Genomic DNA, 16,954 nt, shown 5'->3' with positions numbered 1-16,954 from the left:
TTTTATCTTAACCCCAAATTAGGTTCTTTTTATATTTAGATATAGAACCTGATAAGGACCTGAATGAGAACCTGAATAAGAACTCAAACAGGAACCTGAATGAGAACTTAAACAGGAACTTGAACACGATATTACACAAGGTTTCTGGCAAATACATCGGATACATTGTCCATGTTTGCAATGTAATCCTTTGCAAGAGGGTCAACAGCTACAACTTCGCCGCCAATTTCCTGAGCTAAAACCTCCGCACTCCTCGTACTGAACTGGGTCTGGACAAAGATAACCTTGACATTCTTTTCCTTTGCAAGATCCACAAGCCCCGCAAGATCCTGTGCACTCGGCTCTTTTCCTTCAATTTCAACAGGAATCATGGTAAGTCCGTAATCCGCGGCAAAATATCCCCAGGATGGATGATAAACCATGAAACTTTTTTCCTCTTTTCCTTCAAGTTTTTCCCGAATCCTCGCATCCAGAGCGTCCAGCTCTTCAAGGTAAGCATCTCTATTCTGGGCATAGTAAGCTTCGTTTTCAGGATCGATTTCTACAAGCCCTTCATATATTTCTTCAACCATTATTTTTGCGTTTGCAGGGGATGTCCAGATGTGGGGGTCCAGTTCTTCATGCTCCTCATCACTTTCGTTTTCATGCCCGTCTTCAAGCTCTTCATCATGTTCTCCTTCTTCATCATGTTCTCCTTCTTCATCATGTTCTCCTTCTTCATCATGTTCTCCTTCTTCTCCTTCATGGTGATGCTCTTCAAGTTCTCTCAATTCAATCCCTTGAGAAGAATTTACAATAAGAGTGCCGCTATCCATAGACTCGAAATGGTCAATCCAGCTTTCCTCAAAAGGCATACCAACCCCGACTGTTACTAACATCCTAGCTTTGCTGATTTCCTGGACTTCCTTTGGTGAAGGTTCATAAGTATGAGGATCTGCCCCAGATGGGACTATAACAACAGTTTTTACTTTATCTCCTCCGACCTTTTCTACAAATTCAGCCTGGGGAACAATACTTACGGCAACGATTGTAGGTTCATCCGTTCCCGATACTTCAGCTCCCTGTCCCGCAGTCTCGTTATCGGAGTTGCCGGAATCCGTGCAACCGCTGACAAAAATGCTCAGACCAACAATCAAAAGTACTAATGTAGTTATGATTTTTGTTTTCATAATTGAACTCCTGTTTTTTCACTTTCGTTCTGCTTCATTGATTCAATCGATTTCATTTCAGGAAAGAGTTGAAATGAGGTTGATATAAGTAAGATAAACCTGGAACAAGATAAATTTGGCATATATCCAAAAATATGAGATGTATGAATTATTTTTTGGGGATATGCCAAATTTGATTCAAAGCCGGATCAAAGACATGGGTCAAAAACATACCCGAACCAGAGACCGGGACCAGAGACCGGGACCAAAGACCTGTATCAAAGATCTGGATTGAAGAATTTATTCAACTCTTCGTTCATAACGGAAATTAAGGATAATGTTCCTTTAATGACGATTCTCCTTTAATGATTATGCTCCAAATGAAGGCTTTGATCCAAATGAAGGCATTTCTCGTGACTGATTTCCCCGCATACGCCGACCATCGGATGGCCCATCGAATTACATATTTTGTTTACAGCGTCCCTTGAAACAAAAGCTTCAAAACGAGAAACTTCAGCGCATGCTTCCTCCGTTGAGAGCCCGTAATGAGTAAACAGAAGACTCAAAATTCTGTGCCTCCTGATAAGAAATTCCGCATATTCCTTCCCCATTTCGGTCAGATCCACTCCCCTGTACGGAATGTGGTTCAGATAACCGGCTGCTGCAAGTTCGTTTAAAGTCTTGGTTGTTGTTGAAGGGTCAACCTGCAGACAGGAGGAAATTTCAGTCGTTTTTACGGTGCCTTTTTTTTCAAGAATGAACTTGAGATAATCTACCTTTCTCGGAGAGAGTTCGAGGCCTGTAAACTCGGGATAATTCTGCTCATTCATATAGAGAAATATAAAAAACTGATATTTATTATTTGTCATGCACCAAATATCAAGTTAAAATTTGTAGTATATCAAAATAAGAAGGAAAATGAAAAAAATTCAGTGGAAAGAAAATGAAAAAAATTCAATAGAGGAAAACATACACTCCGGCAACCAGCAGGAAACTTACCACGCCCATCAGAGCGTTCCCAAGAGTATTTGACCTGAAAACCTCGGAGGGTTCAAGTTCTGCCAGCTCCCCGAAAATCCAGAAAAATGGATCGTTGACGTGTGAAAACAAGAATGTACCTGAAGCCATTGCAAGGATCAGGATTTCCACAGGAAGCCCAAGTTCCGGAACCAGAGGAAGCAAAAGGGACGGTGCGACAAGCATTGTTACAACCCTTGACCCCTGTACGGTTTGAAGGGCTACTGCAACAAGAAAAGGAACAAGGATATGAGGCAGGTTAATCTGCAGGAAAAACCTACCAAGGGCTTCTCCTGCCCCGGTCATGGCAAGAGTCGCTCCTAGGGCACCTCCCCCGCACAGGTCGAGTAGGACTACACCACTTCTCTTTACAGCTTTTTCAACCAGAGTCCTGACCATTTCAAACCCCAGTGTCCTGCCGGAAAAAATGGAGAGCAGAACTCCGATAAGGAGTGCAACATTCGGGTTTCCCAGAAAAGCAAACAGAGGAGAAGGATGCTCAAAACCAGCCTGGAAAAGGATCAGAAGCAAAGGAAGAAAGATTGGGGCATATGCTTCAAGCCTGTTCGGCTCTCCAGTATCATTTCCATGAATCCTACATCTTACCTTCACTTCACCTTTTCTTTGTACCACTTCTTCCCTGTGCACTCCATCTTTTTCCTTAACGCCGATATCTTTTTCCTGTACTACTCCTGTCTCCCCCTTTTGTAGGGGCTCTTCAATTTCTGAAACTTCTGCCTGTGCAAATCCAAGCTGAACTTGCCCGAGATTGTCGTTTTCAGAACTTATTGAGGTTTCAGTCTTCCCCAGGCTTCTGGCATAGAAATAACCTGCAGTAGAAGTGGGAACAGCAATAAAAAATCCTAGAAGAATGAGTGTATCCGTGTTTGCCGAAAGTTCTTCTGCTGCCGAAATAATTACAGGAGAAGGATACACCAGATTAAATGATGCAACAGCTCCGAGTGCAAGTGAGGTTGCAGTGGAAATGAAGGGGTAATTAAGCTTGGCAGCTAACTCTTTTGCTATAGAAATAAAGATGACATAAGCAAGGATATAGCACATCATTGGCACGGAAAAAAGAAAACCAAGAATAATCAGGGCAAGCAGAGGGTTTCTGGAAAAGTGCATAATGTCAGAAGCTATTAAAGACATTCCACCGGTCTTCTGGAGCAAAATTCCGATGATACTCCCGCAGGTGATAATTATAGCAAAACGGGAAAAAACACTGCCAAGTCCCCTAGTTACCGCTTCGACTGCACCTATAGGTTCTCCTGCAAGCACTCCCGTGAGCAGAGATACGAGAACAAGGCTAAGAAATGGATGAAGCCTGAATTTTGCTGTAAGCAGCAGTATGGAGATAAGGGCGAAAAGGAAAATAAGAGCAGGGTGCATATATCCAGACTCCACTGGGGGAGTTTATAGATTTTCGGTATGCTCCTCAGGAAGCTGCTCAGAAGAAGGAGATGAAGCAGAAGAAGAAAGCTGGCTGAGCTCGTCAATTTCCTCTTCTCCGAGTACCCTTGCAAGGTTCAGCAGGATAAGAAGCCTATCCCCCATTTTCCCGACTCCTATCAGATATTCGGCATTAATCTTTGATTTAATCATATCCGGAGTAGGTTCAACAGAAGAAACAGGCAGTTTCAACACCCCGGTTACGGAGTTTACAAGCATGCCTATAATTGTATCCTTGACTTCAACTATGATAATTTTGGACAGGCTGTCACTTTCTTTCGGACTGAAACCAAGGCGCCTGTTGAGATCTATTACTACGATAATTTTTCCCCGCAGGTTAATTAGGCCTTTTACACATTCCGGAGCCTGAGGAACACGAGTGATTTTTGAAATCGGCATAATCTCGGAGACCTGCATGATATCGACTCCGAACTCCTCGCCTGACAGTTCAAAAACTACTACATGAAGCAACTCCTCAGAAGGGGTTGAATCTTCCTTTTCTGCTCTTTCCTCAAACATTTCAATTCCTCAGGGCCAATTTAAGGATTTTAACGGCTGTTTTTAACGGCTATTTACCCACAAATCAGTTAAACCATACCGGACAACTTTGACAGGCCGAATAGGTACCTAAAGTTATTCAAAACTGCTTTCAGATTCTTCTTTTGAATCGCCGAGCCTGAATTTTTCAGTGGCTTTTTTCATCTTTTCCCCAAGCAAAGAGAGGTCATTCGCCATGCTGGCAAGTTCGGACATGGAGGCACTCTGTTCTTCAAGAGCTGCGGCAGTTTCCTGGGTTCCTGCAGCGGACTGCTCCGATATTGAAGATATATCTTCCAGGGTAGAGGTAATTTCTTCAATGGATGCGGACTGCTCTTCCGTAGCAGCTGCAACGTCCTCGATCATATTCGTGATCTCATTGATCGTGGAAACGATCCCGGTAACCATCTCAACCTCTTCACTAACCGATATTGAGCCATTCTTCACGTTCTTTTTACTTGCTTCTATGCTTTCCACCGTATCGCTTATACTCTCCCTGATCTCATCAATCAGCCTGGAGATATTCTGGGCTGCACTTCCGGATTCCTCAGCAAGTTTTCGGACTTCATCGGCTACAACAGAGAATCCTCTGCCATGTTCGCCTGCCCTTGCGGCTTCAATTGCGGCATTCAGGGCAAGCATATTGGTCTGGTCTGCAATTCTGGTTATCAGCGTTATGATTTCATTGATCTGCTGAGACTTGGAATCAAGCTCCTTGATAACAACTTCGGTGCCAGCAACAGAAGAACGGATAAGGTCCATCTTTGACAGGACGTCCCGAGAAACATTTCCTATATTACTGACGGTTTCATTCACCAGATTTGTGCTCTTAGAAACTTTTTGGGTATTATCCGCAACTTCCTGAATATTGTGGGTCATATCCTGCATTGCATGAGTTATATCAACAATTTTTGTGCTCTGCATCTCTGCACCGTTAGAGATTTCACCTGCGGTTTCTGAAATTCTCCTTGATGCAGATGCCACTTCTTCGGAAGAGGAAGACATTTCCTCCGAAAGGGTAGCAAGGTGCAGTGAGCCTTCCTGAATTTCTTTAATCAGGCTGCGCAGGTTTTCAACCATTGCTTTAAAAGCCTCTGAAAGCTGGTAGATCTCACTTCTTGAGGAGCCTTTGATATCAACATCAAGGTCTCCTTCAGAGATCTTGTCGGCAGCTTCAAGCAGTTCGTAAATAGGCTTTCTGTAGATGTCCAAAATCACAAAAACAAGTAAAACACCAATAAGTATCGAAAGAAAAGTTACCAGAAAGATTTGATTTATGGAGTTTACGATCAGCGAGTCCAGTTCTTCTTTCTGGTCAGCACTGGCAGCTGTCGCTACTTCTTCAACCTGTGTAGCTATAGCCCTCATATTTTCTTCTTCGAGCGTTTTTCTCTCTTCCAGAACCTTAAACTGCTCGAAATCAGCCTGGAAATTTTCCGCACTTGTAAGGATTTCATCTCCCAGAGCAATATTTTCCGGCCTTTCCATCCGCCCGTTCAAGTCTGTAGAAAGTTCGATAAGATCTTCCATATACGCATCAAAGTTATCCGCATATTGCTGATCCGAGCTCATGGCATAATTTTGATACTCGTTTCTGGCCTTCATTGTCAATACAATGATACTCCGTGAGCTCTCAGCGTTGGAGAATTTTTTCTCGAGAGTTCCATTTGAATATCCACTCTCGAATTCCTCCCTGTACTGGATCATCTGATTTTTAGAAAGCTCATCTGCATTTGCTATTAGAGTTTCGCTATCCGCAACCAGTTTATCTCTTACAGCTGCCTGTTCGTCATCTGCTTCGACATATCTGTCAAAAGCTTCACTGAAATTGCTCGAAGCTGAAAGAACAAAATCCATCCTGTCGCGGTTCACAGGATCCAAATAGCCTATGTATATTTCTTTGGATATGGCCGCCTGTGTGGGTACGAGACTAAGATAGCGATAAACTTCTTCTTTGTAAGCCGGATCGCGGTGAATAATATAGCTTTCCTCTGCTTGCAGGGCATCCTGCATGTTATTCATGATAAAAGTCATATTCTGGATAGCCCGGCTCTTCTTCTCAACTTCGGTCATGCCCTGATAACCCGTATAGCCTACAAAAAAGATCAAAATGAGGAGAAGGGCAAATCCTATCACCACATGCCCTATCTTTGTGCTTTTGTACATCTTTTTCACCCGTGCTTCCAGCTTCTTTGCCTTTCTGCCCTTTCTATCCTGCAACCACATTACAACCCACGGCGACCCCTGTTGAAAAGGACAGAAGGATATAACACCTGTAAAGGAAATGCCTGTAAAGGTCTTATTCAGATTTCCCAACTAGTACTCAATATAGATTGTTTAAGAATTCATAAATTTTCTGCTTCTTAAAAAGGATAAGAATCTGAAATAATAGGAAAACCTGAGATCCGGCACTCGTCAAGAGTTCTCCTTTTAAAGTTACTCCTTAGGAAAAATCCAGTGAGGAGAATTATTCAACCAGAGAATCCCAGGCAGGAGAATTATTCAACCAGGAGAATTCGTTGCTGTAAGAAACTCCTTGACTTGCGCTCCAAAAAGATCAAAATTTATGGGTTTGGAAAGGACAGCATGACATCCAGCTTTAAGAAATTCCTGTTCACTTTCAGGATCACAATGTCCTGTGACGGCAACAACCCTTATGCCTTGTGTCTCAGGGTTGCATTTTATCCTTTGAAGTAATTCAAGACCATGCATCTTTGGAAGTTCCATATCCATCAGTACAAGATCAACTTTAACCTTACTGAGAACTTCCAGCGCTTCAAAGCCGTTTTTCGCCTTCTTCGGATCATATCCGCAGGATTTCAGAAGGTCAGCTTCAATAACAAGGTTAAGCAGGTTATCCTCAACGATCAGGATTTCAGGCATTTGATCACTCCTGTATTTGCATGAAGAATTTTCAGGATGAGATCCTTATGTAGAGATCCCGGAATGAGATCCTTGTTATAGCGATCTCGGGATGAAGTTCTTCTTCTAGAGGTGTTTTTCTTATTGAATTATTATTCATATAGGGGGTATTTTTGGAAAACAATTTTTACTATCGGAATAGATAAACGACTTAATATGCGAGAAATCTCATCAATATACATCAATATTCCTTTATATTCCTTCAATATTCCTTTATACTCTTTCAATATTCCTCTATACTTCATCAATATTCCTTTATACTCCATCAATATTCCTTTATACTCTTTCAATATTCCTTTATACTCCATCAATATTCCTTTATACTCTTTCAATATTCCATTATATTCCATCAATATTCCTTTATACTTTATCAATATTCCTTTATACTCTTTCAATATTCCTTTATACTCCATCAATATTCCTTTATACTCTTTCAATATTCCATTATATTCCATCAATATTCCTTTATACTTTATCAATATTCCTTTATACTTTATCAATATTCATTTATACTCCATCAATATTCATTTATATTCCTTCAATATTCATTAATACTTCTTTCAGGAAAAATTCCATCAAATAATCACATGAATTTTTTGTAGTGAGTGGTGATCTCTTTGTTACAATTCCTGGCATTATTCGTAAGATTTAGAGTATGTTAGTTGCGGGTATAGTTAGTATTGTGAGTGCGTTAATTGGAATTTATAACCGACATTCAAACACTTATAACTAAATTTTAACACCGGATAGATTAAATACCAGTGACGAAAAGAAAACATTCAGTTCACAGTGTTGATCCTTTGTATAGTGATATAACAGTAGCGGTAAATTCCCCGTCTTGATAAATATATATGAATCCCCCGCATAATATAAAGTTATTTATTAGTATACATAACTATTTTAATATGTATGAAACACAAGCCTCCTTCTCTTTGTATTCATCATTTTATAAGGGTTAATTTAAGTAGAAATATTTGAAGTAAAAAGAAATCTAGTGAGAAATCTAGTTAAAATAAATCTAGTCGAGTAATCTAATCAATTCATCAGTCTTTACTCCACACATGGGAAACTCAGTCAAAGTTAAATGTATCTTTGCAAATTTACATAACTTTTACAGATTGTTTGTTAACATGCAAACATTCCAAAATTGAGACGGGTTTAAAGCTATATAATTTGATAAAGATAATTAAAAAAGTTTAATATAGCAGGTTTCGCATATATTTTTTCACATTAACATGGAATTTTTAGGTTAGCAAAAAAACTTGCGCCGACCATTATGTTAACCTTGTGAGTATTCTAGCAGAAGTTATTTGGGAAATAGTTACAAAAGGAATCCTTCGGTTTAAGTATAGGAGATTTGAAAAAGACTCTAAAAGACCGAAATAGATCAGAAAAGTCAGAAAAAGACTGGAAACAGAGCCATAAGGTTAGCATGAGTATTCCTAAACTCCGAGTATTCTTAAAAAATAAAATTGTGATGTTAGATAATTTCAGGGTTATCGAATATAAAATAGGACACAATATTATCATAATAATCACAATATAAAGTGGAACAAATAAGCCACAGTAAAAAAGTAGAATCAATACTCTTCAATATAAAACAGAACACAATACTTTCACATAAGGTATTGTCACTTGCTTAGTAAAAATAAAGAAGGGAAATCGATGGCAAGAGTAATGATCGTGGACGATGCCGAATTTATGCGAATGGTAATCAGAGACATTCTTTTGAAGCACGGACACGAGGTGGTTGCTGAAGTAGGTGATGGAGAAGAAGCGATTCAGACATATCTGGAGGTAAAACCTGACCTTGTACTGATGGATATAATAATGCCAGATATGGACGGAAAAGAGGCATTGCAAAAACTTCTTTTAATAGACCCTGATGCGAAAGTAGTAATGTGTTCTTCTCTTGGGCAGCAGGCCCTGATAACGGAATCCATGAAAATAGGTGCCATGGGTTTCATAATAAAGCCTTTCGAACCCGATGGCATGCTGGATGTAATTAAAAAAATTGCTGAACCAAATTAATTAAATTGAGTTAATTGAGTTAGGTCAGAAGTCCGTTTCTAAACTAAACATCCAGATGACGAATAAATAGATTATTTCTGAATCAAATACTGAATTACTGAAAACCAATCATTTCTGGTAGCTTTCGATTACGGAATTACAAACAGTTATTTTCTGGTAGCTTTCGATTGCGGAACTACAAACAGTTATTTTCTGGTAGCTTTCGATTACGGAATTAAACAATTATTTTCTGAACTATAAAATGCATTCTGGATTGGATAGACTGAATCAAAACACCAGAGCTAAATAAAACGGATTTTAAAAACAATTTTTAAATTAAACAATTCAACAAAAAGTGCTTGAGATGACTATCCGCGCACTCGTAGTAGACGATTCTGCTTTAATCCGCAAGGTTCTTTCTGATATTCTCAACGAAGATCCGAAGATCAGGGTTGTAGGGACTGCGGTCAACGGAAAGGACGGCCTTGAAAAAGTCATAAAACTCAGGCCCGATGTAGTACTTCTGGACAATGTAATGCCGGTTCTTGACGGCCTCAAGACCCTTGCCCGTATCATGAAAGAGCAGCCGACTCCCGTAGTTATAGTGTCAGCTCTGGGAGAAAGAGCCGAAGAGATCACCCTTACGGCTTTTGAGTACGGAGCAGTGGATGTGATTGAAAAACCCTCAGGTATTCTCAGCCAGAGCATGCCTGAGATGGCAGAGGAAATTTGCAGGAAAGTCAGGACAGCTCCCAAAGCCAACCTTAAAAACCTGGAGTGTATGCGAGATTCTGAACCCTTGAATCCGGAAAAAAGGGAGACAAAGGAAAACCGGGTTCTGAAGAAAGCAGCTCCCAGAAATATACTGGCGATAGGCGCATCCACAGGAGGGCCACGAGCGCTGGAAAAACTTATATGCTCGCTTCCAGCTGAACTTCCGGCTGCAGTTCTTGTGGTACAGCACATGCCTCCGGGATTTACGGCATCGCTTTCCAAAAGGCTTGATTCAAAGTCAGCTCTCAGGGTAAAAGAAGCACAGGAAGGAGATAGGGTCGAGGATGGAACTGTGCTTATAGCCCCCGGAAATTATCATATGGAAATTGTACGAAATAAGGTAAACAGCCTTGAAGAAGAGACAATACACCTGTCTTGCGGCCCTAAAGAACTGGGGTCCAGACCTTCGGTAAATGTCCTTTTCAGGTCAATTGCCTCTGTTTACGGTTCCAGAGTTATTTCCCTTGTCCTTACAGGAATGAACTGCGATGGAGCTGATGGAGCTGAGGAAATTAAAAAGATGGGAGGCAAAGTAATCGCAGAAGCCCGGAGTTCATGTGTAGTATATGGGATGCCCGGAGAGATTGTAAGGCGAAACCTGGCGGATCTTGTGCTCCCCCTGGACAAAATGGCTGAAGAAATTATCAGAATAATTGGATGAACTTTAAAGTATAATTGAATGAACTTTAAAGTAGAATAATTTAATAACTTCTTACTTACCAGAAATTTACTGGAAACTTATCAGAACTTATCAGAAGTTATTGGAAATTCAGATTTATCAGAAGTTATCAGAAGTTATTGGAAATTCAGATAGTTCTCAGGATTATAAAAGGCAGGCAAAATCATGGACATGTCAAAGTATATGGCCATTTTCAGGTCCGAATCTGAAAAATACATTAAAGAAATGAGTGATTCCCTGCTGGCGCTCGAATTGGATCCTGAAAATATCGAGCAGATGAACATAATGTTCCGTGCAGCCCATACTTTCAAAGGCATGGCTGCAACCATGGGGTTCAGGCAGATTGTCGAACTGACACATGAGATGGAAAGCCTGATTGACAGGTTCCGTACAGGGCGGCTGATTCTGGATTCTTCTTTAATTGATATTCTCTTCGAATGCCTGGACGCTCTGGAAGGGCTTGTTGAAAATGTCTGCAAGGGGGCAGAAAGTAAAACCGAAGAGAGAAAAAATGATAGAAGTGAAAATAATAAGTCTTATCCTGATGCGGGGGAAGTTCTGAAAACTCTCAGAGCTATAAATAGTCCCTCAGAAGAAGTTATCCCTCGAAAAATTGAATCCAATTCCTTTTCTGCAGACAAAAAAAGAGAGGGAAAAGCAGAGAAAAAAGAAGCAGAAGTGGAAAAAGAAAAGAAAACAAACGAAAGAAAAGAAGATAAAAAAGAGACAGAAAAAAGAAAAGAGGAAAAAGAAGAGGAAAAAGAAGAGGAAAAAGAAGAGAAGCAGCTCGAAAATATAGAAGACAAGGAACTCGAAAGGATAAATGAAGAACTAAAAGAAAAGAAAAACTGCACTGACTCTGGACCGGATTTTAAGGTAAAAAGGGTACAGAGCTCAAGAATGCAGGATTCAAAGCCCCAGAGTCCAAAAATACAGAGTTCAAGGATCAGCACGGAACAGTTAGATAAATTGATGAATCTTGTGGGTGAGCTCGTAATTAACAGGAGCAGGGTAAAAGAGCTTACAGGGGAGTCAAAATCAAAGGATCTGGAGCTCGCACTTTCCGAATTCCAGAAACTGACCCGGGAACTTCAGGAAGAAGTGTTAGAAATAAGAATGGTTCCTCTGGATCATATAACCAATATTTTTCCCAGAATGATAAGGAATCTGGCAAGGGAGCAAAATAAAAAAATTAACCTTGTAATCAGAGGAAAGGAGATCAAGCTCGATAGAGCCATTATGGAAGAAATCGGAGATCCTCTGGTGCATCTGTTAAGAAACGCGGTGGACCACGGAATAGAACTTCCCGAACAGCGCGTGGAGCTCGGAAAAGAGGAAACCGGCACTATAATGATTACGGCTTCAAAGCAGCAAAATTACGTTCTTGTCAAAATAGAAGATGACGGAAGAGGGATAAATGCAAAAGAAATCCTGCAAGCTGCCCTGGAAAAAGGATTCATTTCAAGAGACGAAGCTGAACAGCTTTCGGAAAGAGAAGCGATCCAGCTGATTTTTGCACCGGGATTTACTACTGCCAGCACGGTAACGGACCTTTCAGGAAGGGGAGTTGGAATGGACGTTGTAAAGAACCGGATTGAACATCTGGGGGGTTCTGTTAAAGTGGAATCGAAACTCGGATTCTGCTCAAGGTTCGAACTGAGGCTTCCCATAACGATTGCTCTCTATCAGGCTATGCTCGTAAAAGTCGGAATGGAAAGATATGCGATTCCTTTCACCAGCATAGTAAAAAGTATCTCGGTCAGGAAAGAAGAAGTCCGGCATATCAGGGGTGAAGAGGTTATTGTAATAAACGAAAAAGCGCTGCCCCTTCTTAGATTGCGTAAGCTGTTCCAGTTGCCTGCTGTTCAGAAAGAAGAAAGTCTTGTTGTGGTTATTGTGGAAAAAGCCGGACAATATATAGGACTTGTTGTTGATGCCCTGCTTGGAAAGCAGGAAGTTATCATTAAAAATTTTAAGAGCAGGCTGCTGGAAAAAACTCGGGGATTTGCAGGAGCGACAATTCTGGGAGACGGGAGTGTCATTTTAATTCTTGATGTTAACTCCATAATCTGAAATCCAATCAGAGACTGATAATACCAGTAAATACTGGTAAGAAAACGAATGCTTCAGATAAAGAAAGTTAATGGAAATAAACAAAGGTGGGGTAAAAATAAATGAAGAAGGAGTTAAAGAAAGCAAAAACAAAATAAGATTAAATGAAAAAATAGGTTCAAATGAAAAAACAGATAAAAACGGAATCAGAGTAAACGAAAAAGGAGATAGAAGTGGAACAAGAATAAGTGAAGAGAGAAGAAAAGACGGTAAAAGAGCAAAAACAGGTAGAGAAGCAATAGGTAGAGAAGCAATAGGTAGAGAAGCAATAGGTAGAGAAGCAATAGGTAGAGAAGCAATAGGTAGAGAAGCAACAGAAATAAACAAAGAAAAAATAAAGGCAGGCCAGAATTTCAAGGAAGATCCGGGATTTGAACTGCTAAAAAGAGTGGTTACGGAAAGTACTGGTTTTAACTGTGAACATTATAAAGAAACCCATTTCAGGCGTAGAATTAATATTCGGATCAGAGCTACCAACTCGGAGAATTACGAAGAATACCTCAGAGTGCTGAAAAAGGACTCGGCAGAATATGAGCATCTAGTTAAAGCCCTTACAATAAACGTCAGTGAATTTTTCCGAAACCCGGAAACTTTCGGAGTAATTGAAAAAGAAGTTATTCCCTATCTTATAAAATCCAGATCTGACTCCCTGGTAAAATCAATCCGTATCTGGAGTGCAGGCTGTGCAACAGGAGAAGAGGCATATTCTCTTGCCATTTTGTTGCACAGAATTCTCGGGAGAGACTTCGGCAGGTATAGAATAAGCATTATAGGAACTGATATTGATGATTTAAGCCTTAAAAAAGCCTTAAAAGGTATTTACCGGGAAAATGTGCTTAAAAATGTGGACGCCAGTACAAAAAAAAGTTATTTCTTAAAGCAGGGTGAGACATACCAGGTTTCAGAGCAGCTAAGAAGTATGATACGTTTTAAACGGCATGATATGTTATCGGAATCGATATCAGAATCCTATGCAAACCGTTTTGACCTCATAATCTGCCGAAACGTCATGATATACTTTAGAAAGGAAATTCAGGAACAACTGCAGCTTAATTTTCATCAGGCATTGAACAGAGGAGGGTTCTTTGTGATAGGAAAAGCAGAAACACTACTGGGAACCGCCTCAAATCGTTTTAAGCCTTACAATGCAAGAGAGCGCCTGTATATAAAAGAAACTTAGAATGCTTGAAGAGATTTGAAAGATCTGAAAATCTGAGAAACCTGGAAAATCTGGAGATCTGAAAAACCTTAAGAGAATTAAAGGGGACTTTCATGGAGAAGATCAGAAGCTTGAGTGAATTTGAATATGGAGCGCTGAAAGAGATTGGAAATATAGGGGTAGGAAACTCAGCAGTCTCTCTTGCCAGGCTCGTAAACGACATTGTCTATACCAGAGTTCTCGACATAAAGTTTGGGTTAATTGAAGACATACCGAAAATAACAGGTTTTTCAGAGTCCCCGGTGCTGGGTACATTAATGCGTATCAAAGAGGATCTCACTGGCTATATCCTCGTTTTTTTCCCGGAAAATGGCGCAAAAAATCTCTGCATGAGCCTCTCAGGTGAAAAGGAAAAGGAAGATCTGACAGACCCTATGAATCTATCTTTAATTGAAGAAGTTAGCCATATCCTGGCAGGAACTTACGTAACTTCTCTTGCAAAATTCTTGAAACTTAATCTTTCGATATCTATTCCCTTTGCAACATATGATATGTCTGGCTCCATTTTCAATTCGGTAGTTACAGAGATTGGTTACATAGCAGATTTTGCACTTATGCTTGATGCGGAGTTTTTAATAAAAGAAAAGAAAATTAATGGAAACATACTGACTTTATTTGACCCGGAATCTCTGGACTGTCTATTAAAAAGAATTAATTCAATGATTGATCAAAACCCCTGAAAAAGAATTAGTTCAATGATTGATCAAAACCTTTGATTTACTTTCCAGATCAAAGCCCCTAGTTTACCGAACAGAACAGCAGTTTATGAAGATGATAAACAAACAATAAGGAGGTTTTTACATATTGGCAGATCCAGGCATAGTTATGGTTGGTATTGGAGACTGTGCAATAGCCAGATGCCCTGTAAAAATTAAAACCTCCGGCTTGGGGTCCTGCGTGGGAGTAACCATCTATGACAGGCATGAAAAAATAGGAGGGCTTCTCCATACCATGCTCCCAAATATAAAAAAAGCAGGGATAAAGGATAATCCCACCAAATTTACAGACGCAGGAATAGAGTACCTTGTAGCCGAAATAATAGAAAATGGAGGCTCCAGAAGAAAACTCGAAGCAAAACTTGTCGGGGGCTCAAGCATGTTCGAAAACTCACATATGAATATAGGTGAGAGAAACATAAAGAGCGCAAAAGAAACCCTGAAAAAACTGGGATTGGAAATCATAGCGGAAGATACAGGGAAAAACTACGGACGCACAATAATATTCGATACTCTTACTGGCGATCTTCTCATAAAGACAATGCTCAGAGGAGATAAAGTAATCTAAGGGCAACAAAGCCCCTCTCTTCTAAAACCCTCTTTACAAGTTATTTATGGTCTTTACAATTTTATTATGACCTAGCTGGAATAATAAGTTCTTCTTGATTCGTTTTTTTTAGCGGAATAACTTATTTTTAAATTCATTCTAACATACTACATACTACCAGCTTTCGTATTTCTGATTCATTCAAACCCGCTGCTCAACATTTTTATTTCCTGCATTTACTGATTTATTTTAATCTGCTTTCCAAAATTGTGTTTCCTGTATTTACTGATTCTAAAATACCATCCAACTACCATCCAACTTTTTTTAATTTCTTTTCCTTGAAAAATTATATATTTGATATAAATATTATAATAGACATTCATTAGCCAATCGATTAACCGATTAATTAAACCCTAGAGAATCAAAAGTACCACAAAACTTTAAGTGGATGCCTGAGATTAAGTAACTCTGCGATTATGTGACTTTTTCTGTAAGGCATAAATAATCCAGCCAAACACGGACAACCGGTATAGCACAAAAAATTCATAGCACAAATAATTCGAACCAGCATAAATAGTTAAAAAAATATCTAAAGCAGGCTAAAAGAAAAATAATGTGTTATGTCTGACTGTGCCGGATAATGTTGGTCTGGATTACACCGGTACTGGATTGTACTGGAATATGTTAAAATATGCTAGTTTATAGTAAGATATCAAGCCTGGATATCAGAATAATTGATAAAAAAAGTAAATAGGGGATTTTCATGGAAATCAACGGAGTAGAAATTGAAGATACGTATGCAGAAGCGTTTCCGATCAAGATTGCAAGAGTGCTTATCACAGCAGCCACCAAGCGCTGGGCACAGGTAGCAGCCACTGAAGCTACTGGTTTTGCAACATCAGTTATAATGTGCCCTGCAGAGGCTGGAATTGAAAAATTCGCAAGTCCCAGCGAGACCCCTGATGGAAGGCCTGGAGTATATGTCCAGATCTGCACCTTCAAATACGAAGCTCTCGAAGAACAGCTGCTTGAGAGAATAGGACAGTGTGTACTTACAGCCCCCACAACTGCAGTATTTAACGGGCTGCCTGATGCTGAGAAACAATTTAATATTGGCTTTAAACTCAAATTCTTCGGAGACGGTATGGAGTCCGAAGCCCAGGTTGCAGGCCGCAAAGTATACAAAGTCCCGATCATGGAAGGAGACTTTGTGACCGAAGAAAACATCGGAGCCATAGCCGGAATTGCAGGCGGAAACTTCTTTATCTTCGGAGATTCCCAGATGAGCGCCCTGACTGCAGCCGAAGCTGCTGTGGACGCAATTGAAGAACTTGAAGGCACAATCGCTCCCTTCCCTGGCGGCATTGTCGCAAGCGGATCCAAGTCCGGAGCAAACAAGTACAAATTCCTGAAAGCTACTGCAAATGAAAAGTTCTGCCCCTCCATAAAGGACAAAGTAGAAAACACTGAAGTCCCGGCAGATGTCAATGCTATTTATGAAATTGTCATTAACGGGCTTGATGAAGCAAGTATAAAAGCAGCTATGAAAGCCGGAATAGAAGCTGCAGTTACTGTCCCCGGAATCAAGAAGATTTCCGCAGGGAACTACGGCGGCAAACTGGGCAAATACCAGTTCAAACTTCACGAGCTCTTCTGAGCTCAAAAATTCTCTTTTTTAGCAATTCCATTTCTTTTTTTCAGACTTCACAGGCTCTTTTGAGTTCAAAAATTCTTTTTTCTCTCATACTTTTTAATCACGTACTGCTCCATCTTTCTCTCACACTTTTTTGTCACAGATCTTTCAGTCGCATACCTTTTTAT

Annotated in this window: 14 protein-coding genes; 7 read left to right on the top strand and 7 right to left on the bottom strand. The window is 40.1% G+C overall.

Annotated elements, in window-relative coordinates:
* Positions 1–131: 131 nt before the first annotated feature.
* From MA_RS00115 to MA_RS26355, 7 genes are all read right to left on the bottom strand, one after another.
* Positions 132–1,169 (bottom strand): metal ABC transporter solute-binding protein, Zn/Mn family, encoded by a 1,038-nt coding sequence (locus MA_RS00115; RefSeq protein WP_011020082.1) that lies wholly within the window; start codon positions 1,167–1,169, stop codon positions 132–134.
* 341 nt (positions 1,170–1,510) lie between these two features.
* Positions 1,511–1,978, bottom strand: coding sequence for a metal-dependent transcriptional regulator (locus MA_RS00110; protein WP_048066044.1), 468 nt, complete (start codon positions 1,976–1,978; stop codon positions 1,511–1,513).
* A gap of 124 nt (positions 1,979–2,102) precedes the next feature.
* On the bottom strand, positions 2,103–3,557 hold the full coding sequence (locus MA_RS00105; protein WP_048064791.1) for a GntP family permease: 1,455 nt from the start codon (positions 3,555–3,557) through the stop codon (positions 2,103–2,105).
* Between the two features lie 24 nt (positions 3,558–3,581).
* Positions 3,582–4,136 carry a chemotaxis protein CheW gene (locus MA_RS00100; RefSeq protein ID WP_011020079.1) on the bottom strand — a complete coding sequence of 185 codons (555 nt, stop codon included), beginning with the start codon at positions 4,134–4,136 and terminating at the stop codon, positions 3,582–3,584.
* A gap of 114 nt (positions 4,137–4,250) precedes the next feature.
* Positions 4,251–6,380: a methyl-accepting chemotaxis protein gene (locus MA_RS00095; RefSeq protein WP_226990711.1), complete on the bottom strand. Its 2,130-nt coding sequence runs from the start codon at positions 6,378–6,380 to the stop codon at positions 4,251–4,253.
* Positions 6,381–6,656: 276 nt separating this feature from the next.
* The gene (locus tag MA_RS00090; protein WP_011020077.1) at positions 6,657–7,037 is read right to left on the bottom strand and encodes a response regulator; all 381 of its coding nucleotides are present in this window, start codon (positions 7,035–7,037) and stop codon (positions 6,657–6,659) included.
* Positions 7,038–7,168: 131 nt separating this feature from the next.
* Positions 7,169–7,576 carry a hypothetical protein gene (locus tag MA_RS26355; protein WP_048064790.1) on the bottom strand — a complete coding sequence of 136 codons (408 nt, stop codon included), beginning with the start codon at positions 7,574–7,576 and terminating at the stop codon, positions 7,169–7,171.
* 1,165 nt (positions 7,577–8,741) lie between these two features.
* On the opposite strand from MA_RS26355, the gene MA_RS00075 reads away from it, so the two are divergent.
* From MA_RS00075 to fhcD, 7 genes are all read left to right on the top strand, one after another.
* Entirely contained in the window at positions 8,742–9,107 is a 366-nt protein-coding gene (locus MA_RS00075) for a response regulator (protein WP_048064788.1), read from the top strand.
* 343 nt (positions 9,108–9,450) lie between these two features.
* Positions 9,451–10,521 carry a protein-glutamate methylesterase/protein-glutamine glutaminase gene (locus MA_RS00070; RefSeq protein ID WP_011020074.1) on the top strand — a complete coding sequence of 357 codons (1,071 nt, stop codon included), beginning with the start codon at positions 9,451–9,453 and terminating at the stop codon, positions 10,519–10,521.
* Positions 10,522–10,710: 189 nt separating this feature from the next.
* Positions 10,711–12,612 (top strand): chemotaxis protein CheA, encoded by a 1,902-nt coding sequence (locus MA_RS00065; protein ID WP_226990710.1) that lies wholly within the window; start codon positions 10,711–10,713, stop codon positions 12,610–12,612.
* Between the two features lie 70 nt (positions 12,613–12,682).
* Positions 12,683–13,831: a CheR family methyltransferase gene (locus tag MA_RS00060; RefSeq protein ID WP_011020072.1), complete on the top strand. Its 1,149-nt coding sequence runs from the start codon at positions 12,683–12,685 to the stop codon at positions 13,829–13,831.
* 92 nt (positions 13,832–13,923) lie between these two features.
* Positions 13,924–14,550, top strand: coding sequence for a chemotaxis protein CheC (locus MA_RS00055; protein WP_011020071.1), 627 nt, complete (start codon positions 13,924–13,926; stop codon positions 14,548–14,550).
* A 145-nt stretch (positions 14,551–14,695) separates the two neighbouring features.
* Complete coding sequence (locus tag MA_RS00050; protein WP_394295998.1) at positions 14,696–15,154, top strand: chemotaxis protein CheD; 459 nt, start codon at positions 14,696–14,698, stop codon at positions 15,152–15,154.
* 742 nt (positions 15,155–15,896) lie between these two features.
* Positions 15,897–16,790, top strand: a complete 894-nt coding sequence (gene fhcD, locus MA_RS00045) for a formylmethanofuran--tetrahydromethanopterin N-formyltransferase (RefSeq protein ID WP_011020069.1) — start codon at positions 15,897–15,899, stop codon at positions 16,788–16,790.
* Positions 16,791–16,954: the final 164 nt, after the last annotated feature.

The organism is Methanosarcina acetivorans C2A, from assembly GCF_000007345.1.
GTDB lineage: Archaea > Halobacteriota > Methanosarcinia > Methanosarcinales > Methanosarcinaceae > Methanosarcina > Methanosarcina acetivorans.
This window is presented reverse-complemented; position numbering and strand designations above follow the sequence as displayed.

Bases quoted from the DNA above. Each gene is read 5' to 3' on its own strand.
- MA_RS00115 (WP_011020082.1), bottom strand. From the start codon at position 1,169: ATGAAAACAAAAATCATAACTACATTAGTACTTTTGATTGTTGGTCTG.
- MA_RS00110 (WP_048066044.1), bottom strand. From the start codon at position 1,978: ATGAATGAGCAGAATTATCCCGAGTTTACAGGCCTCGAACTCTCTCCG.
- MA_RS00105 (WP_048064791.1), bottom strand. From the start codon at position 3,557: ATGCACCCTGCTCTTATTTTCCTTTTCGCCCTTATCTCCATACTGCTG.
- MA_RS00100 (WP_011020079.1), bottom strand. From the start codon at position 4,136: ATGTTTGAGGAAAGAGCAGAAAAGGAAGATTCAACCCCTTCTGAGGAG.
- MA_RS00095 (WP_226990711.1), bottom strand. From the start codon at position 6,380: ATGTGGTTGCAGGATAGAAAGGGCAGAAAGGCAAAGAAGCTGGAAGCA.
- MA_RS00090 (WP_011020077.1), bottom strand. From the start codon at position 7,037: ATGCCTGAAATCCTGATCGTTGAGGATAACCTGCTTAACCTTGTTATT.
- MA_RS00075 (WP_048064788.1), top strand. From the start codon at position 8,742: ATGGCAAGAGTAATGATCGTGGACGATGCCGAATTTATGCGAATGGTA.
- MA_RS00070 (WP_011020074.1), top strand. From the start codon at position 9,451: ATGACTATCCGCGCACTCGTAGTAGACGATTCTGCTTTAATCCGCAAG.
- MA_RS00065 (WP_226990710.1), top strand. From the start codon at position 10,711: ATGTCAAAGTATATGGCCATTTTCAGGTCCGAATCTGAAAAATACATT.
- MA_RS00060 (WP_011020072.1), top strand. From the start codon at position 12,683: ATGGAAATAAACAAAGGTGGGGTAAAAATAAATGAAGAAGGAGTTAAA.
- MA_RS00055 (WP_011020071.1), top strand. From the start codon at position 13,924: ATGGAGAAGATCAGAAGCTTGAGTGAATTTGAATATGGAGCGCTGAAA.
- MA_RS00050 (WP_394295998.1), top strand. From the start codon at position 14,696: ATGGTTGGTATTGGAGACTGTGCAATAGCCAGATGCCCTGTAAAAATT.
- fhcD (WP_011020069.1), top strand. From the start codon at position 15,897: ATGGAAATCAACGGAGTAGAAATTGAAGATACGTATGCAGAAGCGTTT.